Raw genomic sequence first — 19,424 nt, 5'->3', positions numbered from 1 at the left:
GGTCGAATGATGGGCTGCTGATTGAGATCGAGGTTCCTTCGGCCTTGTCCACCGGATAACGCATGTGGCACAGCCGCTTCGCTCACGATAGATGCCACGCCGCGCCTGAATAGACGTGGTCGACGGTTCGGATCCTTTCAAGGCGCGGGAACAGTCGCAAAACCCCACCGATCTCCAGACATTGATTTCCGCACATAGTTTCCAGACACTCATTTCCCCGGGTAGGAGAGATAAATACTAAAATGTTTTCGGCGTCCGATGAAGGGTCGTTTTTCGACATCGCGATGCAGTGCATTTTGGTGGGCGAGCTTAAATCAGGCGCCTCGATTAGAAAGAACCTAACCAGTTTCTGGAAATCGCGTCAGATAACTGCCATCACTTACCCGGATTCGCTGTTGGGTGGAGCCACTATGCTGAAATCACAACAGGCCCAATGTAAGGAGCGCGACTTTGACACTCGGCATAGCTTGGTTACGCACTGTTGGAGGCGTGAGAGAGTTGGTTATTACATCGGACAGCCGACTGTCGGGTGGCCAATTCTGGGACGCAAACCCCAAGATAATGCTTCTTCCGCGCTCTGATGCTATACTTTCTTTCGCGGGGTCCACATCTGATGCCTATCCTTTGATGCTGCAGGCGTACAATTCCATTCGGATGCATCCTCCTGCTTCCAGTCGGGCTCTCGATCTTGAAGATCTCAAGGGTCACCTGATCCGGATGTTCAAGCATTCAAGATCGTTCATCTCTGGGCTTCCTCACGGACAAAAAGTTCCGGATGATCCCGACGCTCTTTTCATGTTGTCCGGGTACTCTTGGAAAAACAAAGCGTTCCGAGTTTGGACGCTCCACTACGATCGATCCATCCATGGATTTACCTTCAGACCTGCAAAGGAGTGGGGAGGCCAAACAGCAGGTTCTGCAAAGCTGATTGCATACACCGGTGACGACGATCCGGTTCAGGCAGCAAAAGCGAAACTGGTCAGTCTCTTGCGCGATCGCTTGAAGCTAGCCGAGGGATCTTTCGACATGGAACCGCTTGAAGTTTTGCGCGATCTCATTCGAAGCGGCGAACATCCATCAATCGGCGGGCCTATCCAAGTCGTCAAAATTTATGAGCACGCAAACGCCGTGCCTGTGGGCGTGTACTGGCCCGATAAAAAATCTGGCACCATATCGGTGCTGGGACGACCACTGATGAATTACGAGAAAACTCAATGGGGGGTGTTAGACCCAGACGCGCCAGCGAGAGCATATCCAGCACCAGCTTTAGATAACGCTGCCTCAGAATACCACCACCGGCAATCAGCCTGACGTTGAGGGATAAACCTGCGAAGTGCATAAATCCCGAGGCGAGGCACCGACGTGACGGGCCCAACGTTCCCGAATTGCCTGGGGTGGCGCACTCATGAAGGCACATTTTCAACCTTTTTTGCGTGGAGACCGAAGCTAAGTTCGGATTTCTCTCGTCCCACCGACTGCTCCGATAGAGCCGCACAGACCGTGTCGAGTTGCGCGGCGATTAGGTATATGCGATCTCTGACGCCCTGCAGTTCCACCACGCGAGCGTCTTGCCTCGTTGTTGTGAACGGAAAAACGACGACATTGGACATGTGAGACTTCTCCCGGGGATTATTGATAAAATGTTGGTGCGCTCTGACCTATGGGATTCCGGAACCGCGCCAGGTGCGGTGTTGAATGTGCTGAGGACCAGATACGTCACCTGGCGCGGCGGGAATAACCCCGAAGTCGATCACCACTCGGGCGGGCATTCGGCGAGGTTATCTTTCGTGATTGGGGTGAGATCGTAGGTCACAAACCGCGCTTTCAAAGTGTCCTTTTTGGTGGCCGCCTTGAACAGTTCCTGGAACATAAGCCTGCCCAAAAATGCCGGTTGGGTACAGACAGACGCATCAATATCACCAGCGGCGATTGCATCGTTGCCGAGTTTCGAACCGCCGCCTGTCGCAACAAGCTTGGCGCTCGAGTGCGCAGCGTTAATCGCCCGGGCGCAGCCGATTGCCATGTCGTCAGCCTGACTGAAAATCAGGTCAATGTCGCTGGTTGTGGCCAGGAAGTTCTTGCAGACCTCCTCGCCCTTCTCAGGCGTCCAGTCGGTTGGCTCCGAGGCAACAATTTCGTAGTTCGCGGCGGCGGCGTCGAGGGCATTCCGGAAGCCCTGGCTGCGTAGCTCGAGAACCGCATAGCCTGGCGCGCCTTCGACAACGGCGATCTTTGCTTTGCGCCCGGACGGAAGCATCGTTGCAGCCAGTTCGCCTGCAACTTCGCCTGCGCGTACATCGTCCGTCGAGACCAAAGCGACAAGCCGCCTATAAACGTCGCGGAGGTCAACCTTGGTGGGATCACCGACTTGCCCGGCTATCGAAATTGCGGGGATGCCGGCGTTGTCGATCTTGTCGACATAGGTCTGGGCGAGAATGGAATCGAGCGGTAAGAACGCGATCCCATCAACCCTCTGAGCCAACAACTGGTCAATCGCATTGGTCTGTTTTTCGACGCTGCCTTGGGGGTCGAGAACGACTGTCTGCACACCCGCCTCCTTTGCTGCGTCTTCAAAACCCTTAGCTGTGGCCACATTATACTGGTTGGCCAGAGTTCCGACAACGTAGCCTAACGTGATCTCCTGAGCCGAGGTCTTTCCGGCAGCGAGCACGAGGATGCTTGCCGCCACGCCAAACTTCAAACATTTCACCAAATTTCGCATGGCGTTTTCCTTACATGCCGTGATGTCGGGGCATTGGATCGTTCGATCCGTCTATTCCACCGACGTGCTATTTTCCGAATAGGTCCGCTTCCGAGGCCGGAAGGCCGCATGTCTTAAAACTCTTCCCAGCTATCGGTCGCAGTCGCCGCTTGACCACCGCCAAAGGCCTTGGCTACCGAGTTGGCCATTCGACGCACTGGGGAGACAACCGGCCTATGCCGATCAGTGGCAACTGTAAGGCCTGCGGGCTTTCTGCGGGTCGCCTGCGAACTGCTTTGTCCCCCAAGTTGGAACTGGCTAACCAGCTCTCGCAAACGTCCGGCCTCATTGGCAAGCGTTGCACCCGCTGCATTTGTTTCTTCGACCATAGCTGCATTCTGTTGTGTCACTTGGTCCATCTGGTTCACCGCCGTGTTTACTTCGGCAAGTCCGACGGACTGCTCACGCGCGGATGTCGCGATAGAGTCCATATGCTGGTTCATCGTGATGATGTAAGTCCCAATCGTCTTGAGCGCATGGCCGGTTTCGCTAACAAGCTCAACTCCACTCTTGACTTCCAGACTCGAGTTGCGAATCAGGTCCTTGATCTCTTTTGCGGCTTGCGCTGAGCGCTGCGCCAGTTCGCGTACTTCTTGTGCGACAACTGCAAAGCCCTTGCCTGCATCTCCCGCACGGGCGGCTTCCACCCCTGCATTCAAAGCAAGCAAGTTCGTCTGGAACGCGATCTCATCAATGACGCCAATGATATTCGCGATCTGGTTCGATGACTGCTCGATCTTCTGCATGGCATTGACGGCGTCCGCAACGACCTTGCCGGATTCAGCCGCGCTTCTGTTGGCTTCGGCGGCAACAGTCCGCGCTTCTTCCGCGCGTTTGGAAGAATTGGTAACGTTTACGGTGATCTGATCGAGTGCTGCGGCAGTCTCTTCGAGCGAGGCAGCCTGCTGTTCGGTTCGCCTTGACAGATCGTCTGCACTTTGACTGATCTCTCGCGTACCGTCGCTAATCGATGTCGTTGATCGAGCAACAGAAGCCAGCGCTTCGGCAAGCTGTTTCACCGCCGTATTAAAGTCGGATCGCAGGCTCTCAAAATCGGAAGCAAACGGTTCAGAGAGTTGGAAAGTCAGGTCGCCGCCGGCAAGGTGCTTCAATCCGTTGGCCAGACCAGATGTCGCCTGAGCCATAGCGTCTGCTTTTATCCGCTCGACCTCGGCAACCTCGCGCTGTTCTTGTTCAGTCTGGTTCCGCTGCATATGGGCTTCCTGCTCAAGGCGCCGATTGGCAACAGCGTTGGCACGGAACACTTCGACAGCTGCTGCCATCTCCCCGATCTCATCCGTACGTCCATCATAGGGGATCGCAGAACTCGAATCGCCTTCCGCAAGCTTCTTCATCGAAATGGTGATTCTCTCTATCGGCTTGGCGATGCCCGCCAATGCGAACCATATCGAGCTGCCGATCGCTGCGGCACACAGAGTTATGGCGACCAAGGCCATGATCAGGGAGGTGTTATAGACCTCCTGGCTGTTCGAATACGTATCCTTCGCACCGCTCTCGCTGATTTCGACAAGCTTGCTGATGTCCGTCATCATTTTTTCGCCGAGGGGCGCCAGTTCTGACCAAAGGACTTGCTTGGCTGTTTCGTACTTGCGCTTGCGTGTGGACGCGACGATCCTATCTCCGATCGCGTTGTAACTCTGCAAATCCGCTCGGAGTTGCTTAGTGATCTCGATCTGAGTCTGGTCTGTATAAGTCGCTTCATAGGCTGAGGTTCGTGCGATGAAAGACGCAGACAACTCTTTCATTTTATTTTCTGCTCGTTCCCATCCTGCGTAGTCCGCGGACAAAATATGGTCGCGGGAAACGGTGCGCAGATTGGTCATGTCGTCGCTCATGTGCTTTGCGAGAGCAAGGCTATGCATCGAGCTTGTAGCAAGATCACTAACGTACTTGTTGATGACTTGCAGACGGTTGACCGAGTACAACGCAAATCCGCCAAATAGGATGCTGATGGCGATCATCACGCCAACGAGTGCAGTTTTGATTTTCGGACGAGACATAGATCCCCCTATCGCCGGATCGCGGTCCAGCGGAACAAAATTAAATCTCAGGGCAAAATCATTCTGCGCGCAGCGTCGGCGGGAATACATTTCCCTTGGCTTAACTATGTCCTTGAAGGTTACCCTTTTATTTAATTTCGATAGGTATTGGATCGGAAACCACCGGGCGCCAAACACGTATAACCTCAGAATATATCGAGGCGCCTTTGGGCGCAAAAACGTTACCCCACGGGACTTGACACGGACACAACCTCTGCTTCGATGGAGCCTGCGGACACGCTGCCACCGTCATTGCGAGAACGCCATCAACGCCATAAACCCGCTTGCGGCCTCGGCGGCTAACCGGGCGGAATTATTGTTCGGGCGCAGCAATGCAGCGCAAAAGGCCGACTCAAGATACAGCTTAGACGCCGCCGCGGCACGCTGTTACAATTGCGAGATCCATTCATAGCGTCGATCCCACTCCCCGACCGCCGGCGCTCGTTCAGCCGTATTCATGAACACAGCTTATTACGGCAAGTGATTGTCACCCCCTAATCCCCCGTCCCCTGCTCGGCTAACATCGATTTCACTTTACCACACAGGCTCTCAACCGAAGGCTCCTCGGAGGCGCGACGGCTTGAAAGTGTCAACTCGAAAGACCTCGATGGGCGCACTGAGGCTCGAGGCGAAAAATACCCGTCCGCAGCATCATGTTCTGCCGCACGACAATTGAGGAATGATCCATGGAACTGACAATCAACGGCGCGAAACACCAAATCGACATAGAAGCGGATACCCCGCTGCTTTGGGTTCTGCGCGAACAATTGGGGCTGACTGGTACGAAATACGGATGTGGACTGGCGCAGTGCGGAGCCTGCACGGTCTTGGTTGACGGACAGGCGACGCGTTCCTGCGTAACGCCGGTCGATAGCGTCGTTGGCACGTCTATCATGACCATCGAGGCGATTGCGGAGGACGCTGAAGGTCAGAAGGTCGTCGAAGCTTGGGTTGCTAACCAGGTACCCCAATGCGGCTACTGCCAGTCCGGCCAGGTCATGACCGCAACGGCACTGCTGAAGCAAAGCCCGCAACCCACAGAAGAGGACATCGCCGGCGCGATGGTCAATCTCTGTCGGTGTGGCACTTACAACGCAATCGCTGCTGCCGTTCGGCAGGCTGCCCAAGCTTGAGTGAGGGAGACACCATGAACGAGATGACCACCACGGAATTTGGCGCCACCGCGCGTCCGACCGATGGGCCGCTGAATCTCTCCCGCCGCGGTTTTCTCGGCGCAACTGCCGGGGCACTGATCCTCGGCGTCAATTTACCCGCAGGCCGCGCCAGAGCGCAGGCTGCTGCTCCGGCGATTGTGCCAGGCACGCGCGTTTCCGCATTTCTTGAAATCCGTCCTGACAGTACGGTGCTGTTTCGCAGCGCCTTCATCGAAGGCGGCCAGGGCATTTTCACGGCCATGGCGCAGATTGTAGGCGAAGAACTCGACGTCGATCCGACCCACTTCGTCATCGAGTGTGCACCTCCCGGTCCGGATTACCTGCTGACGGGCGGTGGTCGCTTCACCGGCGGCAGCATGTCGGTCCGTATGAGCTACGATGCGATGCGCAAGTTGGGTGCAACCGGGCGCCAGATGCTGCTGCAAGCTGCAGCAGTGCAATTGAACGTGCCGATTTCCGAATTGACGACCGAACCGGGCCGGGTGGTCCATGCTGCTTCCGGGCAGGCAAGGCCCTATGGCGAGATTGCCGAGGCTGCTGCTGCTCTCCCCGTTCCGACCGAGGTTGTGCTGCGAAAGAGCAGCGATTTCCGCTGGATCGGTAAATCTATTCCGCGGCTGGACGTGCGTGACAAGTCTACGGGCAAGATTCACTACTCAATCGACCAGAAGGTCGACGGCATGCTACTTGCCGCTGTCCAGCATAGCCCCCGCCTTGGGGGAGAGCCCATCGCTCTTGCGAACGAAGGCGAAGTCCAGGCTATGCCAGGCGTACACTCTATTCATAAGCTGCCTGGAGCCGTTGCGGTTTTGGCCGACAGTTGGTGGCGTGCGCGTCGTGCGGTCGAGGCCCTGCTGGTAACATGGTCGGAGCCGGCGGCTGGAACGGCGCATGCGATGCCCGCAGATTTTTCGTCTGAAGCCCATATGGAAAAGCTGAAGGCCTGCTCGGAAGAAGGCGTTGCGTTTGAGACGTTCGGCGATGCAGCGGCGGCGCTTGGCGGTGCTGCGACCGTCATTGAAGCGACCTATGACGCACCTTATCTGGTGCATGGACAGCTCGAGCCACCCTCGGCATTGGTGCGCTGGAACGAAGATGGTACTCTTGAGCTGTGGATCCCGAACCAAGCGCCGGATATGTTCCAGGGCGACGCCGCCAAGGTGGCTGGCATCGCGCCCGACAAGGTCATCGTCCATTCCCAGATCCTCGGCGGTTTCTTCGGACGCCACTTCCTCTATCCGGCATCCAATCCATACCCACAGGCCATCTTGCTGTCCAAGGCAGCTGGTCGTCCGGTCAAGCTCATCTGGAGCCGGGAAGAGGAATTCCTGCGCGACACGCTGAGGCCCATGGCGGCGGCAAAATTCCGTGCGGGTCTTGACGCAAACGGCAATCCGGTCGCAATCAGCGCTGTCGCCATAGGAGAAGGCCCTGTGGGCCGGCTTTTTGGCCGCCAGCCGGACAAGGTGGACGGTTCGACCGTCGAAGGCATCGCTGGAAAGGTTTATGCGATCCCGAACAGGCGTGTTGGTCAGTTCCACATCGACGATCCCGCGATGATCGGCTTCTGGCGCTCTGTTGGTCATTCGATGAACGACTTCTTCTACGAAACATTCTTCGACGAAATGGCCGACGCCGGCAAGCAGGATCCGTTTGAACTTCGCCTCAAACTTCTCGCCGAAAGTCCGCGCCACAAAACACTCCTGCAGGCAGTGGTGGATCTTTCCGGGGGATGGAAGCGCGGACCATTCACCGCTGATGATGGTACCGAACATGCGCGCGGTATCGCGATGGCGTCGCCTTTCGCCAGCGAGGTTGCGACGATTGCAGAAGTCTCGTTGCGAGACGGCGCGGTCGTCGTTCACGACGTGTGGGTGGCGATCGATCCCGGCAGTATCGTAAACCCCGCAGTCATCGACTCTCAGGTCGCTTCGGCTGTTGCGCTTGGGCTATCATCAGCACTGCTGGAACAGGTTGTCTATGCCGACGGCGCTCCGCAGGCCCGCAACTACGATGGGTATCCGATCCTCACTCCTGATCGCATGCCGCGTGTTCACGTGCGGATCGTGGAGAGCGGTGCCACGCCAATGGGCGGGATCGGAGAGCCAGGTTTGCCGGGTGTTCCGCCTGCCGTAGCAAACGCCGTCGCCGTACTGACCGGACAACGTGTTCGCAGCCTGCCGATGTCCAAGACGGTTTTCAAGGGAGTTAATGGATGAGAAAGCTGAAGTTTGCGGTTATAGCATCCATAGTCACGGTCGTCGGGGCCTCCGCCTCAATTGCACAGGAGGCCGACGCCGGCTTAGGCCAGAAGCTGTTCCAACAGCGGTGTGGCGCTTGCCATCAGATCGCGACACCGCGCAACGGCGTCGGGCCGAACCTGCAGGGTGTTGTCGGTCGTGCGGCCGGCAGTGTTGAAGGCTTTAACTATTCTCCATCCCTCCGAAATTCCGGAATCACCTGGAGTCCTGAGACGCTGGACGCGTTTCTCACCAACCCGGGTGCGATGGTTCCTGGCACCCGCATGACCCAACGCTTCAACAAGGCGGACGAGCGAGGCGCTATCATCGAATTTCTGGCAACCCGCTGAGCGAAAACCCTAGCTGCCACCACCAATCTGCCCGCAGTGGGCGTCGGATCGCTTTCGCCCGTCCCAGTGAGCGATTCAGCGTGTCCGACATGGTGGCGGCACAGCTTCGCGAGCTGGAAGCGGACGGTCTTGGTCCGACGATCAAGGCCCTGACCACCAGGTGGGAGGAGTATGGCAAGACTATTCCGGCCAAACCTAAACCCAGAGGGGCCCTGGCCAAAGGATGGCATTACGGTCTCCAAGCCCGCTTGCTAGACCGTTTCTCGGAGCGAGCTTCGAGGCGGCGGCTCTCGGGCCATGCAGAGTGACGCAAAATTGCGCTTTCTTTCGGAAAGTTGCGAACCGTTAGGAAGCCATAATGACTCTACCGGAGTTTCACAGCCCGGAAATCCGTCGGGCTTGTGCCCATCAGTTGACGAAACTGGGTGGAAAAGTGAAATGCCGAATGAAAACCCAGGAGCCCGGCGATCTCCTTGATCGATTTGTCAGTGTTCACCAATAAGTCTCCGGCGCGTTGGATCCGGACGGTCATCTGATATTGCTTGGCCGACATGCCCGTCTGCTCGCGAAACAGACGCCGGAAATAGGGATAGCTGACGCCGAGTTCCTCGGCGAGCCGTTCGACGGACAGAGGCTCACCGCATCGTTCCATCAAAATCATCCGCGCACGATCGACGAGCCTGCCGAATGGGTTGCTGTTGATGTCGGTGGGCCTGCATAGAAGTGCCAGCAGCTGAAGGCCGAGGGTCGAAATCAGCGGCTGATTGCGCAGGGAATCGTCCTGCGCCAGCGCGTGGATTGATGCGAACACACCTGCAATGTCGGGGCTACTAGCGTGAACCGGCCGCTCCGGTTGCAGCAGACCGGCATCGCAGGCAAAGTCGAAAGCGCTTCCTCGGCATTCGATCCAGTGCTCGACCCATCCGGTGCTGCGATCTGGAGCGAACCGGTGCCAGACCCCAGGAAAGAGCAGGAAAATCGAGCCTTCGGTGATTGCGACCTGTCGACGTTCATGCCCGAATTCCAGCCGTCCGCTGCCGGCGCTGATCTGCACGACCTGATAGGCGGTGAGGATACGGCCACGCGACCAGCTGAAATGGTGGTCGTCAGGATGTCGGCTCGGTGGGTAATCGGAATGTGGCGCGATTTCTGTATAGCCCGTGGAAACGGCCGCGCAGCCCCAGGCAGCGCAAAGCCGGTTGTCCGGCATGTAGACGAAATAGTTTTGCATCTTCTTTGCCAGATCTGAGGATCACATTTTGTATGGAAAAGATCATTTTTGCGGAATATGCATGCGTGTCAATAGAAATGCTTGCTGTTAACGTCGAACGGTAGGGTCAGTTTTGGAATGACCTGACCATCTTTGCTGAGATTATCAGCGGTTGCCGCTGCCAGGGAGGGCAGGGGCCGGGAGGAGAACGACATGAAACATCAAGCCAGACTGCTAGTGGTTGCCGCGTGCCTTGCGGCTTCTGCTGCCTATGCCGAGGATTTCCACGGATTCGATCCGATGAAATTCGACGGCAATATGCTATCGACCGATAATCTGAAGGCGATGGCGGCGGACGCGGCCAAGGTAACCCCGCCGAAAAACGGCAAGGCCTACAGCATCGGTTTTGCCAATCTGCAGCGCGACATTTCCTTCGGCGTGCTCGTCGAAAAAGGTATCCAGCAGAATGCTGACGCCGCGGGCGTCGAACTCGTGATCGCGGATAACCGCCTCGACGGGCCAACGGCACTCGCCAATGCCAAATCATTTGCCGAGCGCAAGGTCGATTACGTCATTGAATTCCAGACCGATGCCAATTTCGGCCAGACCGTGATGGACGTCTTCAAAGCGGACGGCACGAAAGTAACGGCGATCGACATTCCCATGCCGGATGCAAGCTTCTTCGGCGTCAACAATCCGAAGTCAGGTTTCATGGGTGGGTCTTATCTGGCAACGGCGGCTAGCAAGAAATTCGGCGCCGATGTCGTCAAGACCGGCTATCTGGTCATCGGCGCCCTGCCGCAATCGGGCGTCATCCCGCGGATGCGCACGGAAGGCCAGCGGGCCGGTTTCCTGGCGCTGATCAAGGATTTCCCGGCCGATCACATCATCGAGATCGATACCAAGAACACCCTGCAAGAATCCTTTGCGCAGATGAACAACGTCATTGGTCGTATTCCACCGGGCGTACCGATCCTCATCATCGCCATCAACGACCAGGCGACGATGGGGATGCTGCAAGCGGTGCGGGGTGCGGGTCGCATCGACCAGGCAATCGCGGTCGGGAACGGGGCGGATGAGGCCGAGGCACTTGCCACAGATCCGAACCTGGTTGCCGCCACCGGTTCGTTCCCCGGCAGCTACGGCAACTATCTGATCCCGATCGCGCTTTCGGCTCTTGCCGGAAAGCCCGTTCCGGAGGCGACGTTCGTCACCCATCAAATGGTCACCAAGGCCAATATCTGCCAGTTCTACAAGGAGTTTCCCTGCGTCGGCGAGGCGGATGGCTACGTGTTTCCGGAAACGGAATTCGCAAGCTACCTCGCAGACTTGAAGAAGCAGGACTGGCTGAAGGGCTACGAGGCCATTCTCCCTCAGCAGTGAGCGGGATATCCTCAAGGGGAGCGTCACATGACGGACGAGAAAACCGAAGGGAGTCGCAATCCGCGGCTCCAGATCGCCAATGTCAGCAAAGCCTTTGCCGGCGTGACGGTTTTGAAGAACGTCTCGCTTTCGACCAACGCAGGCGAGATTGTCGCACTTCTCGGTGCCAATGGGGCCGGCAAGTCAACGCTCATGAAAATCCTGTCCGGCGTCTACCCATTGGACAGCGGGCAGATCCGGATCGACAACACGATCAGGAGCATCTCCACGCCGCAAGATGCGATCGCGGCAGGCATCCGGCTGATGCCGCAAGAGCTTTCAGTGCATCCGGATCTCTCGGTAGCCGAAAACATCGCGCTTGGCTCCATGCCGAAGCGCAGGTTCGCGGGCATTCCCGTGATCGACCGGCCGGCAATGGAGGGGCAGGCCGAGGCGCTGCTCAAGCGCTTGCGGCTCGATCATGTCGCGCCGGGCCGGCGCATGGGCTCGCTGCCGCTCTCCGAGCAGCGCATTGTCGAAATCGCCCGCGCGCTTTCCCGCAAGGCGCAGATCCTCATCATGGACGAGCCGACGGCATCGCTGGGCGAGGCTGACGCTGACAATCTGTTCGAGGTGATCGAGGCGTTGAAAGCGCAGGGTGTCACCATCATCTATATTTCGCATTATCTGGACGAGGTCTTCCGGCTCAGCGACCGGATTGTGGTGTTGCGCGACGGCGAGGTCTGTGGCCAGTTCAAGACGGCAAAGACCAGCCGCGACGAGGTGTTGACGGCGATGCTCGGCAGCGATCTCGGCGACCTCTATCCGGCCAAATCGGCAGCGCGTCCGGGTGCAAAGACGGTCCTGTCCGTCGAGGGCCTGTCTCTTCCCGGGTGGCTCGACGATGTCTCGCTGTCCGTGCGGCGCGGTGAGGTATTTGGCGTTTTCGGACTGATCGGATCTGGCACTGAGAAGATCGGTCGGGCCATCTATGGCGCCGAGTCTGCCGTGCGTGCCAAAGCCGTCCGGCTGAACGATATCGACATCGGCCTGTCCAGGCCGCGAAGGAGCGTACGCGCCGGTATCGGCTTTGTCGCCGCCGAGCGCAAGCGTCAGGGGCTGATCGGCAATCTGTCGGTGCGCACCAACACCACGCTGCCCTATCTCAGCCTGTTCACTCGATCCGGCGTCGTCGATCAGAAGCGCGAAGACGCAAGTACCAGGGACTGGATCAAAACCTTGCGGGTCAAGACATCAGGTCCGGATCAGGAGATCCGCCTTCTGTCCGGCGGCAATCAGCAGAAGATCTGCCTTGCCCGCTGGCTGCTCGGAAACCCGAATTTTCTTATCCTCGAAGAACCGACACGCGGTGTCGATCTTGGCGCCCGGCGCGAGATCTACGCGGAAATCCGCCGTCTGGCGGAAGCGGGACTGGCGATCCTGATCGTCTCCTCCGACGCGGAAGAGGTGGCGGGGCTCGCCGATCGCAGCCTCGTTCTGGGAGATGGAAAGGTTGTGGCCGAGCTTGGACCGGATGCGACCGCGACGGACCTGATGCGCGCCGCCGAGCTTCAGTCCGTCGTCCGCGATACGAATGAACTGGAGAAAGCATGAGTAAGTCGTCCTCCATTCCCGCAGCGCCGGGTGTTTCGAAGAAGCAGGCAAGTTCGCTGACCGACCTTCTCGGCCGCCCGGCTGCCGGCATCATGCTCCTCCTGGTGTTCTACCTCGTGCTTCTGGCCGCTTTCTCGCTTCTCTCGCCCTACTTCCTGACGCTGAGCAACCTGTCCAATATCGGCACCAATATGGCCTTCATCGGCCTGATGGCCGCCGCCGGTACGCCACTGATCATCGGCGGCGGGCTCGATCTGTCTGTTGCCGCCGTTGCCGGCCTTGCCGGCGTCATCGTGGCGCTGATGCATGCCAAAGGAATCAATATCTGGGCTGGCTGTCTCACGGCGCTTGTCATCGGCTGCGCGGTCGGCGTGCTCAACGGTTTCATCGTCACCCGGCTGAAGCTGAACCCGCTCATAGCCACGCTCGGAACGATGAGCATCTTTTCCGGTCTCTCTATGGTCATGACCGGCGGCCTGTCGAAGCCGCTCTTCGTTCCGGCCTTCAATTGGCTCGGATCCGGCCGCCTCTTCGGCATCCCGTTTCCGATCATCCTGATGCTGTTCGTATTTGTCGTGTTGTGGCTGATCCTGTCGAAGACACCGTTCGGACGTTTCGTCTATGCGACCGGCGGCAATCCGGAGGCCAGCAGCCTGCTCGGCGTGCCGGTCGAGCGGACCCAGATGGTGCTGTATATCGTCTCCGGACTTTCAGGGGCTGCGGCTGGAATCATCCTTGCCGCGATGCTCGGCGCCGCAGCACCGAATGCCGCAGGGCAGCACCTGCTCACCATCATTGCTGCCATCATCCTTGGCGGTACCAGCCTGTTTGGCGGACGCGGCAGTGTCTGGGGCACACTGATTGCCGTTTTGATCCTTGGCACACTAAACAACGGCCTGACGCTGATGAACGTGTCCTCCTTCTGGCAGGACGTAACCCGTGGCGTCGTGCTCTTGATGGCTGTCGGTCTCGATCAGCTGCGCGTGCGCCTGCAGAGCTGACACTATTCACTATTGCATCGGAGAAATAGAATGTCTGAACGCCCCTTGAAGGCCGGCCTTTTCGGCATCGGTCTGGAGGCCTATTGGCCGCAATTCAAAGGTTTGGAAGCCCGGTTGCGCGGCTATGTCGATACCGTCGAGGCAAAGCTTGCGCGCCCAGACGTGGAGGTTGTTAACCTCGGGCTGATCGATACGCCCGAAAAGGCGCTCGAGGCCGGCCATCAGTTTCGTCAGGCCGATGTCGACATCATCTTTCTTTACATCACCACCTATGCCCTGTCGTCGACCGTTCTGCCGGTGGTCCGTCGCGTCAAGGTTCCGGTGATCATCCTCAATCTGCAGCCGACCGCGGCCATCGACTATGCCACCTTCAACGCCCTTGGCGATCGCACCGCGATGACCGGTGACTGGCTGGCGCACTGCTCTGCCTGCCCCGTCCCCGAAATCGCCAATGTCTTCCATCGGGCAGACATCAGCTTTCATCAGGTGACCGGCGTTCTTACCGGCGATCCGATCGTCGAGGAGGAGATCAACGACTGGATCGAGGCGGCGCGCGTCGCGCACGTCATGGCGCACAACCGGCTCGGCGTCATGGGCCGCTATTACAATGGCATGCTCGATATCTATTCGGATCTGACTGCCCAGGCCGCGGCCTTTGGCACCCATATCGAAGTTTTGGAAATCGACGAACTGGCGCGCATCCGCAGTGAGGTGAGCGAGGCGGATGTCTCCGCCTGTCTGGCGACGATTGAGACCGAATTCGATGTCCAGCCGGATTGCGACCCGAAGGAACTAGTGCGGGCGGCAAAGACGGCCGTGGCGCTTCGAAGGTTGGTGACCAAGAAATCGCTCGGGTCGCTCGCCTACTATTACGAATCCCAGCCCGGCCACGACTACGAGGATATCATCACCTCGGTCATCGTCGGTTGCTCAATGCTGACGGCCGACGGGGTGCCGGTCGCAGGCGAGTACGAGATCAAGAACGCTCAAGCGATGAAGATCATGGATAGCTTCGGTGTCGGCGGCTCGTTCACGGAATATTATGCGATGGATTTCGCCGCGGACGTCGTGCTGATGGGGCATGACGGGCCGGGGCATACCGGAATTGCAGAGGGGCGCACCAAGATCCGCCCCCTGCAGGTTTTCCACGGCAAGGTCGGCTCCGGCGTCAGCGTCGAGATGTCGGTCAGGCATGGACCCGTGACGCTGCTTTCGGTTGTCGAGAGTGCCGGCAAGATCAAGCTGCTCTGCGCCGAAGGTGCTTCCATCGCCGGCCCGATCCTCGAAATCGGCAATACCAACAGCCGGTATCAATTCCCGCTTGGTGCCCGGCGGTTCGTCGAGGCTTGGAATGCTCAAGGGCCAGCCCACCACTGCGCAGTCGGCGTTGGGCATATCGCCGGACGCATCGAAAAGCTTGGGAAATTGCTTGACCTTGAGGTCGTTAAAGTCTGCTGATCGGCAGAAGTTGGAACTTATCCGCCGTTGAATTTTACAGCCCTTTTTTCTCGAAGCTGTTTGCAACGAAGTCCGAAAGGCCAGCGAACCGCCACTTGTCGTAGACTGTGACGATGGCGTCCAGTTAACTGAAGACGGACGCCAAGTGTCATTTGCGCTCGACATCCAGTCAATCTCGATCGAGGTAGTCAATGTGGTGGATTTCCATACCTCTGTCAGACATTACATCTGGCCGCATTGAACTGACAGGACCCTCGGCGCCAGGGTCCACTCTCACGTCTAGTATTCGGGCGATCTTCAATGCAAAACGGGTTGTCGGCGTTGCCATGTGTGCACAACATGCCGACCGGCCAAAGCGGGCGCGTGGCTAGGCCGCCGCCATTTTCAGATGTTCGGGGGAGGCCGTGTTGACGGCCTGAAGCTTGAACTGCCCGACAAGCGACACCAGATCGTCGGCTTCGCCGGCCAGTTGTGTCGTTGCCGCCGTTGTCTCTTCAACCATCGCTGCATTCCTTTGCGTCATCTTGTCCATGCTGGCCACCGACGCGTTGATGTGATCCAACCCGGCCGACTGCTCCCGGCTGGCCATCGCGATCATCTCAACCAGTGACGACGCCAAATGTACCTTCTGAGAAATCTGATTCATTACGGCCCCTGTTTTATGCACCAGCTGCGCGCCGCTTGATACCTCACGCGACGACGTGTCAATCAGTTGCTTGATCTGTGTCGCCGCCTCCGCGGAACGTTGCGCCAGCTCGCGAACCTCATGTGCGACAACGGCAAAGCCCTTTCCGGCGTCGCCGGCACGTGCGGCCTCAATTCCCGCGTTCAAGGCGAGCAGATTGGTCTGGAATGCGATCTCGTCAATGACGCCGATGATCTGCGCGATCATCGCCGATGCATCCTCGATACGCGCCATGGCCGCCACTGCTTCGTCGACCGTCTGAGACGAGGCGTCGGCAGAGCCCTCGGCTTCGATTACAACGCTATTAGCCTCTTGCGCCTTTTGCGATGCTGACTTAACGGCCGTCGTGACCTCTTCAACCGCCGCGGCTGTCTCCTCAAGCGCGGCCGCTTGCTGTTCAGTGCGCTTTGCGAGCTGGCCGGCAGAGCCCGACAGATCGCGCAAACTCAGCTGTATTGAGTAGGTATTGGCATGAATCTGCACCATCGTGCTGTTGAGGCGTGCCACAGAATCATTGAAGTCGACGCGCAGTTGCTCAAGCCTTCCGTAAAGGGGCGTATCGATGGTCTGCGAGATGTCGCCTTTCGACAGCCGTTCCATGCCCTTCGCCAAGGCATCGACGGCAAAAGCAATCTGTTGCTCGACCTGCGATCTTTGAAGGTCATTGTGCTGGCGTTCTTCCTCCGCCTGCACGCGCTGGTTCTCCGACAGCCGTTCAATCGCGGCTTTTTGAATTGCGTTTTGCTTGAAGATGCCAAGCGCCCGTGCCATTTCGCCAAGCTCATCGGCACGCGATACGCCGACAATTTCGGTCTCAAGCGACCCATCGGCAAGCCGCCTCATTGCGTTTGTAATGGCGCGGATGGGGCCGCGGAAGGTCAGGACGAGGCCAATCCCGGCGATAGCCGCGACGACAACGCCGAGCGCTGTTGCCACCGCCGAGACCGAGTTAGCATTGCTGCCTTCGGATGCGGCAGCGCGTTCTTGGATAGCGGCAAAACGGGTGAGGTTTTCCCAGACGCTGTTGATACTTGCGGCTGCGTTTGAGAAGCGCTCCTGGCGCTCGGTTTCGATTTGAACAAGCTCCGCGGTGGTGGTCTTCATCGCGCCGACCGTTGCGCCGATCTGCTTTGCGAGATCGGCAACCGCGCCAAGGTTGGCGGCGACCGCCACCAGGCTCTGCACGCTCTTCTCGTGGCTTCGCATCGCCATCGAGAGCTGGGCGGCATTCTCTGTGGTCGGCGCCAGGATGAAGGGCGTTGCCGTCGTCTGCACGATATAACCGCTATCAAGCAATTTGCGACTGCGATCCATCGTGACGGTGATTTTTTTGATTGGGCCATCCAGTTCAGCGAACCTGGCGCCGGCGTCAGCCATCTTTGTGGTCGACTCCCGTGCTAGGTCAGCGGATACGACCGCCAGGCCCTCGACGGCAGCGGAAATCGAATCGGCGGCTGCGGCCGATCTGTCACCGACGTCAATGATTTGCGATAGGGTGTCGATCGTTGCCGACAGTGACTTGCTGAGGGCGGGCTGGTTCGAAAGACTATCGACCATGGCGTGTTGCTGGTCGCGCAAGTCGGCCATCTGGGATGTGAGATAGTCGAGTTTGGCGCCTGCATCCGGACGGATCTGAAACGCTGAGACCGTAGTGTCGATAAACCCGGCCGCCTTTGCGACAATGTTTGCCTGGCGCAGGACAAGTTTTGTATCAAACTCCTTGCGGGTGAATTGCGCAACCAGCGTCTCCGTTCCGGCACCGATCTTCTTCTGCAAGGTCGCGATGTCGTCGAGTTGGTTACGCAGCTGCGCGACGACGGCAGTCTTGCGCTCTTGCTCGCTCCAGAGCTGTTTGATGCTCTCTGCAATGTTTTGCGAGGTTGCAAGGGAGGCTTCGATCGTATCCCGGCCAACTGCGCCATGTTTCAGATCTGACAGCGCGTCCGAGAGAGCAGCAATCTGTTCGTTGAGCTTTTGTGCTGCCAGATCTCGTCGTTCGACCGTTGCGTTGGCCAGGAAGTCGTTCATCGCTTCCGATACCTCTTTGAAGCCGGTCAGAGATTGGACGATGTTATTCGAAACAGTCATGCGTCCACGCAGGGTGCCGGTCGCGTAAAGACCGGTTATGCCGACAGCAACTATACTTACGATGAACGGCACGATGAATATCAAGACTTTCGTCTGAATTCTGAAACGCGCCAGTAATTGGTCTATTTTCATTTTCCGCTCCCCCGGTGACTGGCCTGCAGACGCGTCACATCGATACTTGGCTTATCGTGCGCAAGGGTCGTTAACCGTTGCTTGTCGCGGGTGGTCATTCAAAGGCATCATATAAATCGAGATTATAAGGGCACGCTCGGCGGGCCATTTGGCAAAGTTTTTCTATTGCTAATATTCAGGCTTCTGTCGTGATTCGGTTCTGCGAAACTTCGGCAAACGTGGTGGCATCACCATCATATAATGCGCTCGTCGGAAGCCGGTCAAAGCAACGCCTCCAGAGGGCAAAAAGACAGAGAATTGCATGCTGAGCGTTCGCATTTTCAACGATGCCAATATCTTTATCGAAATTAGGGACCTTCAAGCGATTGGCTAGCCGCATGTTCCTTTCGCCAGCGCCTGAACGTTGCCGAGACCTTCGTTTCTGCGCGAAGCCGACAACCAGGGTAAGTTTGGTCAAGGGCGCAACCCTCTTCAGGTTTGCAGGCTTGGCCAAAGGGTGGAGGGTGCTATATCTCCAAGGGGAAACTCAAAAGAATTGGAATGCACTTCATGAGACCGCAAGTGATTTGCCTGATGATGACGTCGCCGGATGGCAGCCTTCATCCCAGTCGTTGGACAACGAGTCCCGATGGAACCAGATCCGACTGGTCGTCCCTCTACGAGAAGGTTCACGCCGAGCACGCGGCGAACGCATGGATGGTCGGCCGCGTCACAATGGCCGAAATCTCAAAGGCAACAGCGCATCCGCCGTCGCAGACACTCGACGTTAAGCGTCCCGCGTATTTTGCCCGTCCCGGCGCGTCGAGCTTTGCCATCGCGCTTGATCCGGGCGGCAAGCTGCATTTTTCCAATGACGAGCTCTATGGCGATCACGTGGAAGTGTTGCTCGGTTCCAACGTTCCCGACAGTCATCTAGCCGAACTTTCCAGTGACGGCGTTTCGTATATCGTTTCGGACACCCAGGACATCGACGTCGGCGTGATGCTCGAGCTTCTGCACGCAGAACTCGGTATCACACGTATTTTGCTGGAAGGCGGGGCCAACATCAATGGTTCCCTGATGGCGGCTGGTCTGGTCGATGAGCTCAGCCTGATCGTTGCTCCGGCCCTTGAAGCAAGAAATGGCAGCGACCGGGTCATCGCCTTTGGCACGGAAGGGCTGGCGGGCAAGGTCGAGCTGTCACTCTTATCGTGCGACCCGTTGGGCCACGGCGCCGTCCATCTGCGATATTCCATTCGCCAAAACTGACAATGGGCACATGGTGGTCACGCGGTTCCTGATTGGTCAT

Annotated in this window: 15 protein-coding genes; 9 read left to right on the top strand and 6 right to left on the bottom strand. The window is 58.0% G+C overall.

Going from position 1 to position 19,424, the window contains the following annotated elements:
• The first annotated feature begins 450 nt into the window (after nt 1–450).
• Nucleotides 451–1,311, top strand: coding sequence for a hypothetical protein (locus AF337_RS41670; RefSeq protein WP_152970874.1), 861 nt, complete (start codon nt 451–453; stop codon nt 1,309–1,311).
• Between the two features lie 92 nt (nt 1,312–1,403).
• Here the strand turns inward: AF337_RS41670 and AF337_RS03030 are convergent, their stop codons facing one another.
• The 3 genes from AF337_RS03030 to AF337_RS03020 form a co-directional block, all read right to left on the bottom strand.
• Nucleotides 1,404–1,610: a hypothetical protein gene (locus tag AF337_RS03030; RefSeq protein ID WP_049731002.1), complete on the bottom strand. Its 207-nt coding sequence runs from the start codon at nt 1,608–1,610 to the stop codon at nt 1,404–1,406.
• Between the two features lie 140 nt (nt 1,611–1,750).
• The gene (locus AF337_RS03025; protein ID WP_049731001.1) at nt 1,751–2,722 is read right to left on the bottom strand and encodes a sugar ABC transporter substrate-binding protein; all 972 of its coding nucleotides are present in this window, start codon (nt 2,720–2,722) and stop codon (nt 1,751–1,753) included.
• A 113-nt stretch (nt 2,723–2,835) separates the two neighbouring features.
• Nucleotides 2,836–4,782, bottom strand: coding sequence for a methyl-accepting chemotaxis protein (locus tag AF337_RS03020; RefSeq protein WP_049731011.1), 1,947 nt, complete (start codon nt 4,780–4,782; stop codon nt 2,836–2,838).
• 725 nt (nt 4,783–5,507) lie between these two features.
• Between AF337_RS03020 and AF337_RS03015 the strand changes: the two genes are divergently transcribed.
• From AF337_RS03015 to AF337_RS03005, 3 genes are read left to right on the top strand one after another with little or no spacing between them, the layout of a single operon-like run.
• Nucleotides 5,508–5,954 (top strand): (2Fe-2S)-binding protein, encoded by a 447-nt coding sequence (locus AF337_RS03015; RefSeq protein ID WP_049731000.1) that lies wholly within the window; start codon nt 5,508–5,510, stop codon nt 5,952–5,954.
• A gap of 14 nt (nt 5,955–5,968) precedes the next feature.
• Complete coding sequence (locus AF337_RS03010; RefSeq protein WP_049730999.1) at nt 5,969–8,215, top strand: xanthine dehydrogenase family protein molybdopterin-binding subunit; 2,247 nt, start codon at nt 5,969–5,971, stop codon at nt 8,213–8,215.
• Nucleotides 8,212–8,586 (top strand): c-type cytochrome, encoded by a 375-nt coding sequence (locus tag AF337_RS03005; RefSeq protein WP_049730998.1) that lies wholly within the window; start codon nt 8,212–8,214, stop codon nt 8,584–8,586. Before AF337_RS03010 ends, AF337_RS03005 begins: the two co-directional genes overlap by 4 nt.
• A 364-nt stretch (nt 8,587–8,950) precedes the next feature.
• Here AF337_RS03005 and AF337_RS02995 read toward each other — a convergent pair whose 3' ends face one another.
• Nucleotides 8,951–9,796 (bottom strand): helix-turn-helix transcriptional regulator, encoded by an 846-nt coding sequence (locus AF337_RS02995; RefSeq protein WP_244471166.1) that lies wholly within the window; start codon nt 9,794–9,796, stop codon nt 8,951–8,953.
• A gap of 213 nt (nt 9,797–10,009) precedes the next feature.
• On the opposite strand from AF337_RS02995, the gene AF337_RS02990 reads away from it, so the two are divergent.
• The 4 genes from AF337_RS02990 to AF337_RS02975 are packed head-to-tail and all read left to right on the top strand — an operon-like array spanning nt 10,010 to nt 15,231.
• A complete protein-coding gene (locus AF337_RS02990) occupies nt 10,010–11,179 on the top strand; it encodes a sugar ABC transporter substrate-binding protein (protein ID WP_049730995.1) in 1,170 nt (389 codons plus the stop codon).
• Nucleotides 11,180–11,206: 27 nt separating this feature from the next.
• Nucleotides 11,207–12,772 carry a sugar ABC transporter ATP-binding protein gene (locus AF337_RS02985; protein ID WP_049730994.1) on the top strand — a complete coding sequence of 522 codons (1,566 nt, stop codon included), beginning with the start codon at nt 11,207–11,209 and terminating at the stop codon, nt 12,770–12,772.
• Nucleotides 12,769–13,773 carry an ABC transporter permease gene (locus AF337_RS02980; RefSeq protein ID WP_049730993.1) on the top strand — a complete coding sequence of 335 codons (1,005 nt, stop codon included), beginning with the start codon at nt 12,769–12,771 and terminating at the stop codon, nt 13,771–13,773. The genes AF337_RS02985 and AF337_RS02980 overlap by 4 nt, the downstream gene beginning before the upstream one ends.
• A 30-nt stretch (nt 13,774–13,803) precedes the next feature.
• On the top strand, nt 13,804–15,231 hold the full coding sequence (locus AF337_RS02975; RefSeq protein ID WP_049730992.1) for an L-arabinose isomerase family protein: 1,428 nt from the start codon (nt 13,804–13,806) through the stop codon (nt 15,229–15,231).
• Between the two features lie 367 nt (nt 15,232–15,598).
• Here AF337_RS02975 and AF337_RS02970 read toward each other — a convergent pair whose 3' ends face one another.
• Nucleotides 15,599–18,136, bottom strand: coding sequence for a methyl-accepting chemotaxis protein (locus AF337_RS02970; protein WP_063844303.1), 2,538 nt, complete (start codon nt 18,134–18,136; stop codon nt 15,599–15,601).
• Between the two features lie 175 nt (nt 18,137–18,311).
• Nucleotides 18,312–18,593: a hypothetical protein gene (locus AF337_RS41665; protein WP_152970873.1), complete on the bottom strand. Its 282-nt coding sequence runs from the start codon at nt 18,591–18,593 to the stop codon at nt 18,312–18,314.
• 92 nt (nt 18,594–18,685) lie between these two features.
• On the opposite strand from AF337_RS41665, the gene AF337_RS02965 reads away from it, so the two are divergent.
• A complete protein-coding gene (locus AF337_RS02965; RefSeq protein ID WP_049731010.1) occupies nt 18,686–19,384 on the top strand; it encodes a RibD family protein in 699 nt (232 codons plus the stop codon).
• The last annotated feature ends 40 nt before the right edge of the window (nt 19,385–19,424 follow it).

Source organism: Rhizobium ecuadorense (assembly GCF_001187535.1).
Taxonomy (GTDB): Bacteria; Pseudomonadota; Alphaproteobacteria; order Rhizobiales; family Rhizobiaceae; genus Rhizobium; species Rhizobium ecuadorense.
Note: the sequence above shows the minus strand (reverse complement) of the source record. Positions and strands in the feature narration are given on the sequence as shown.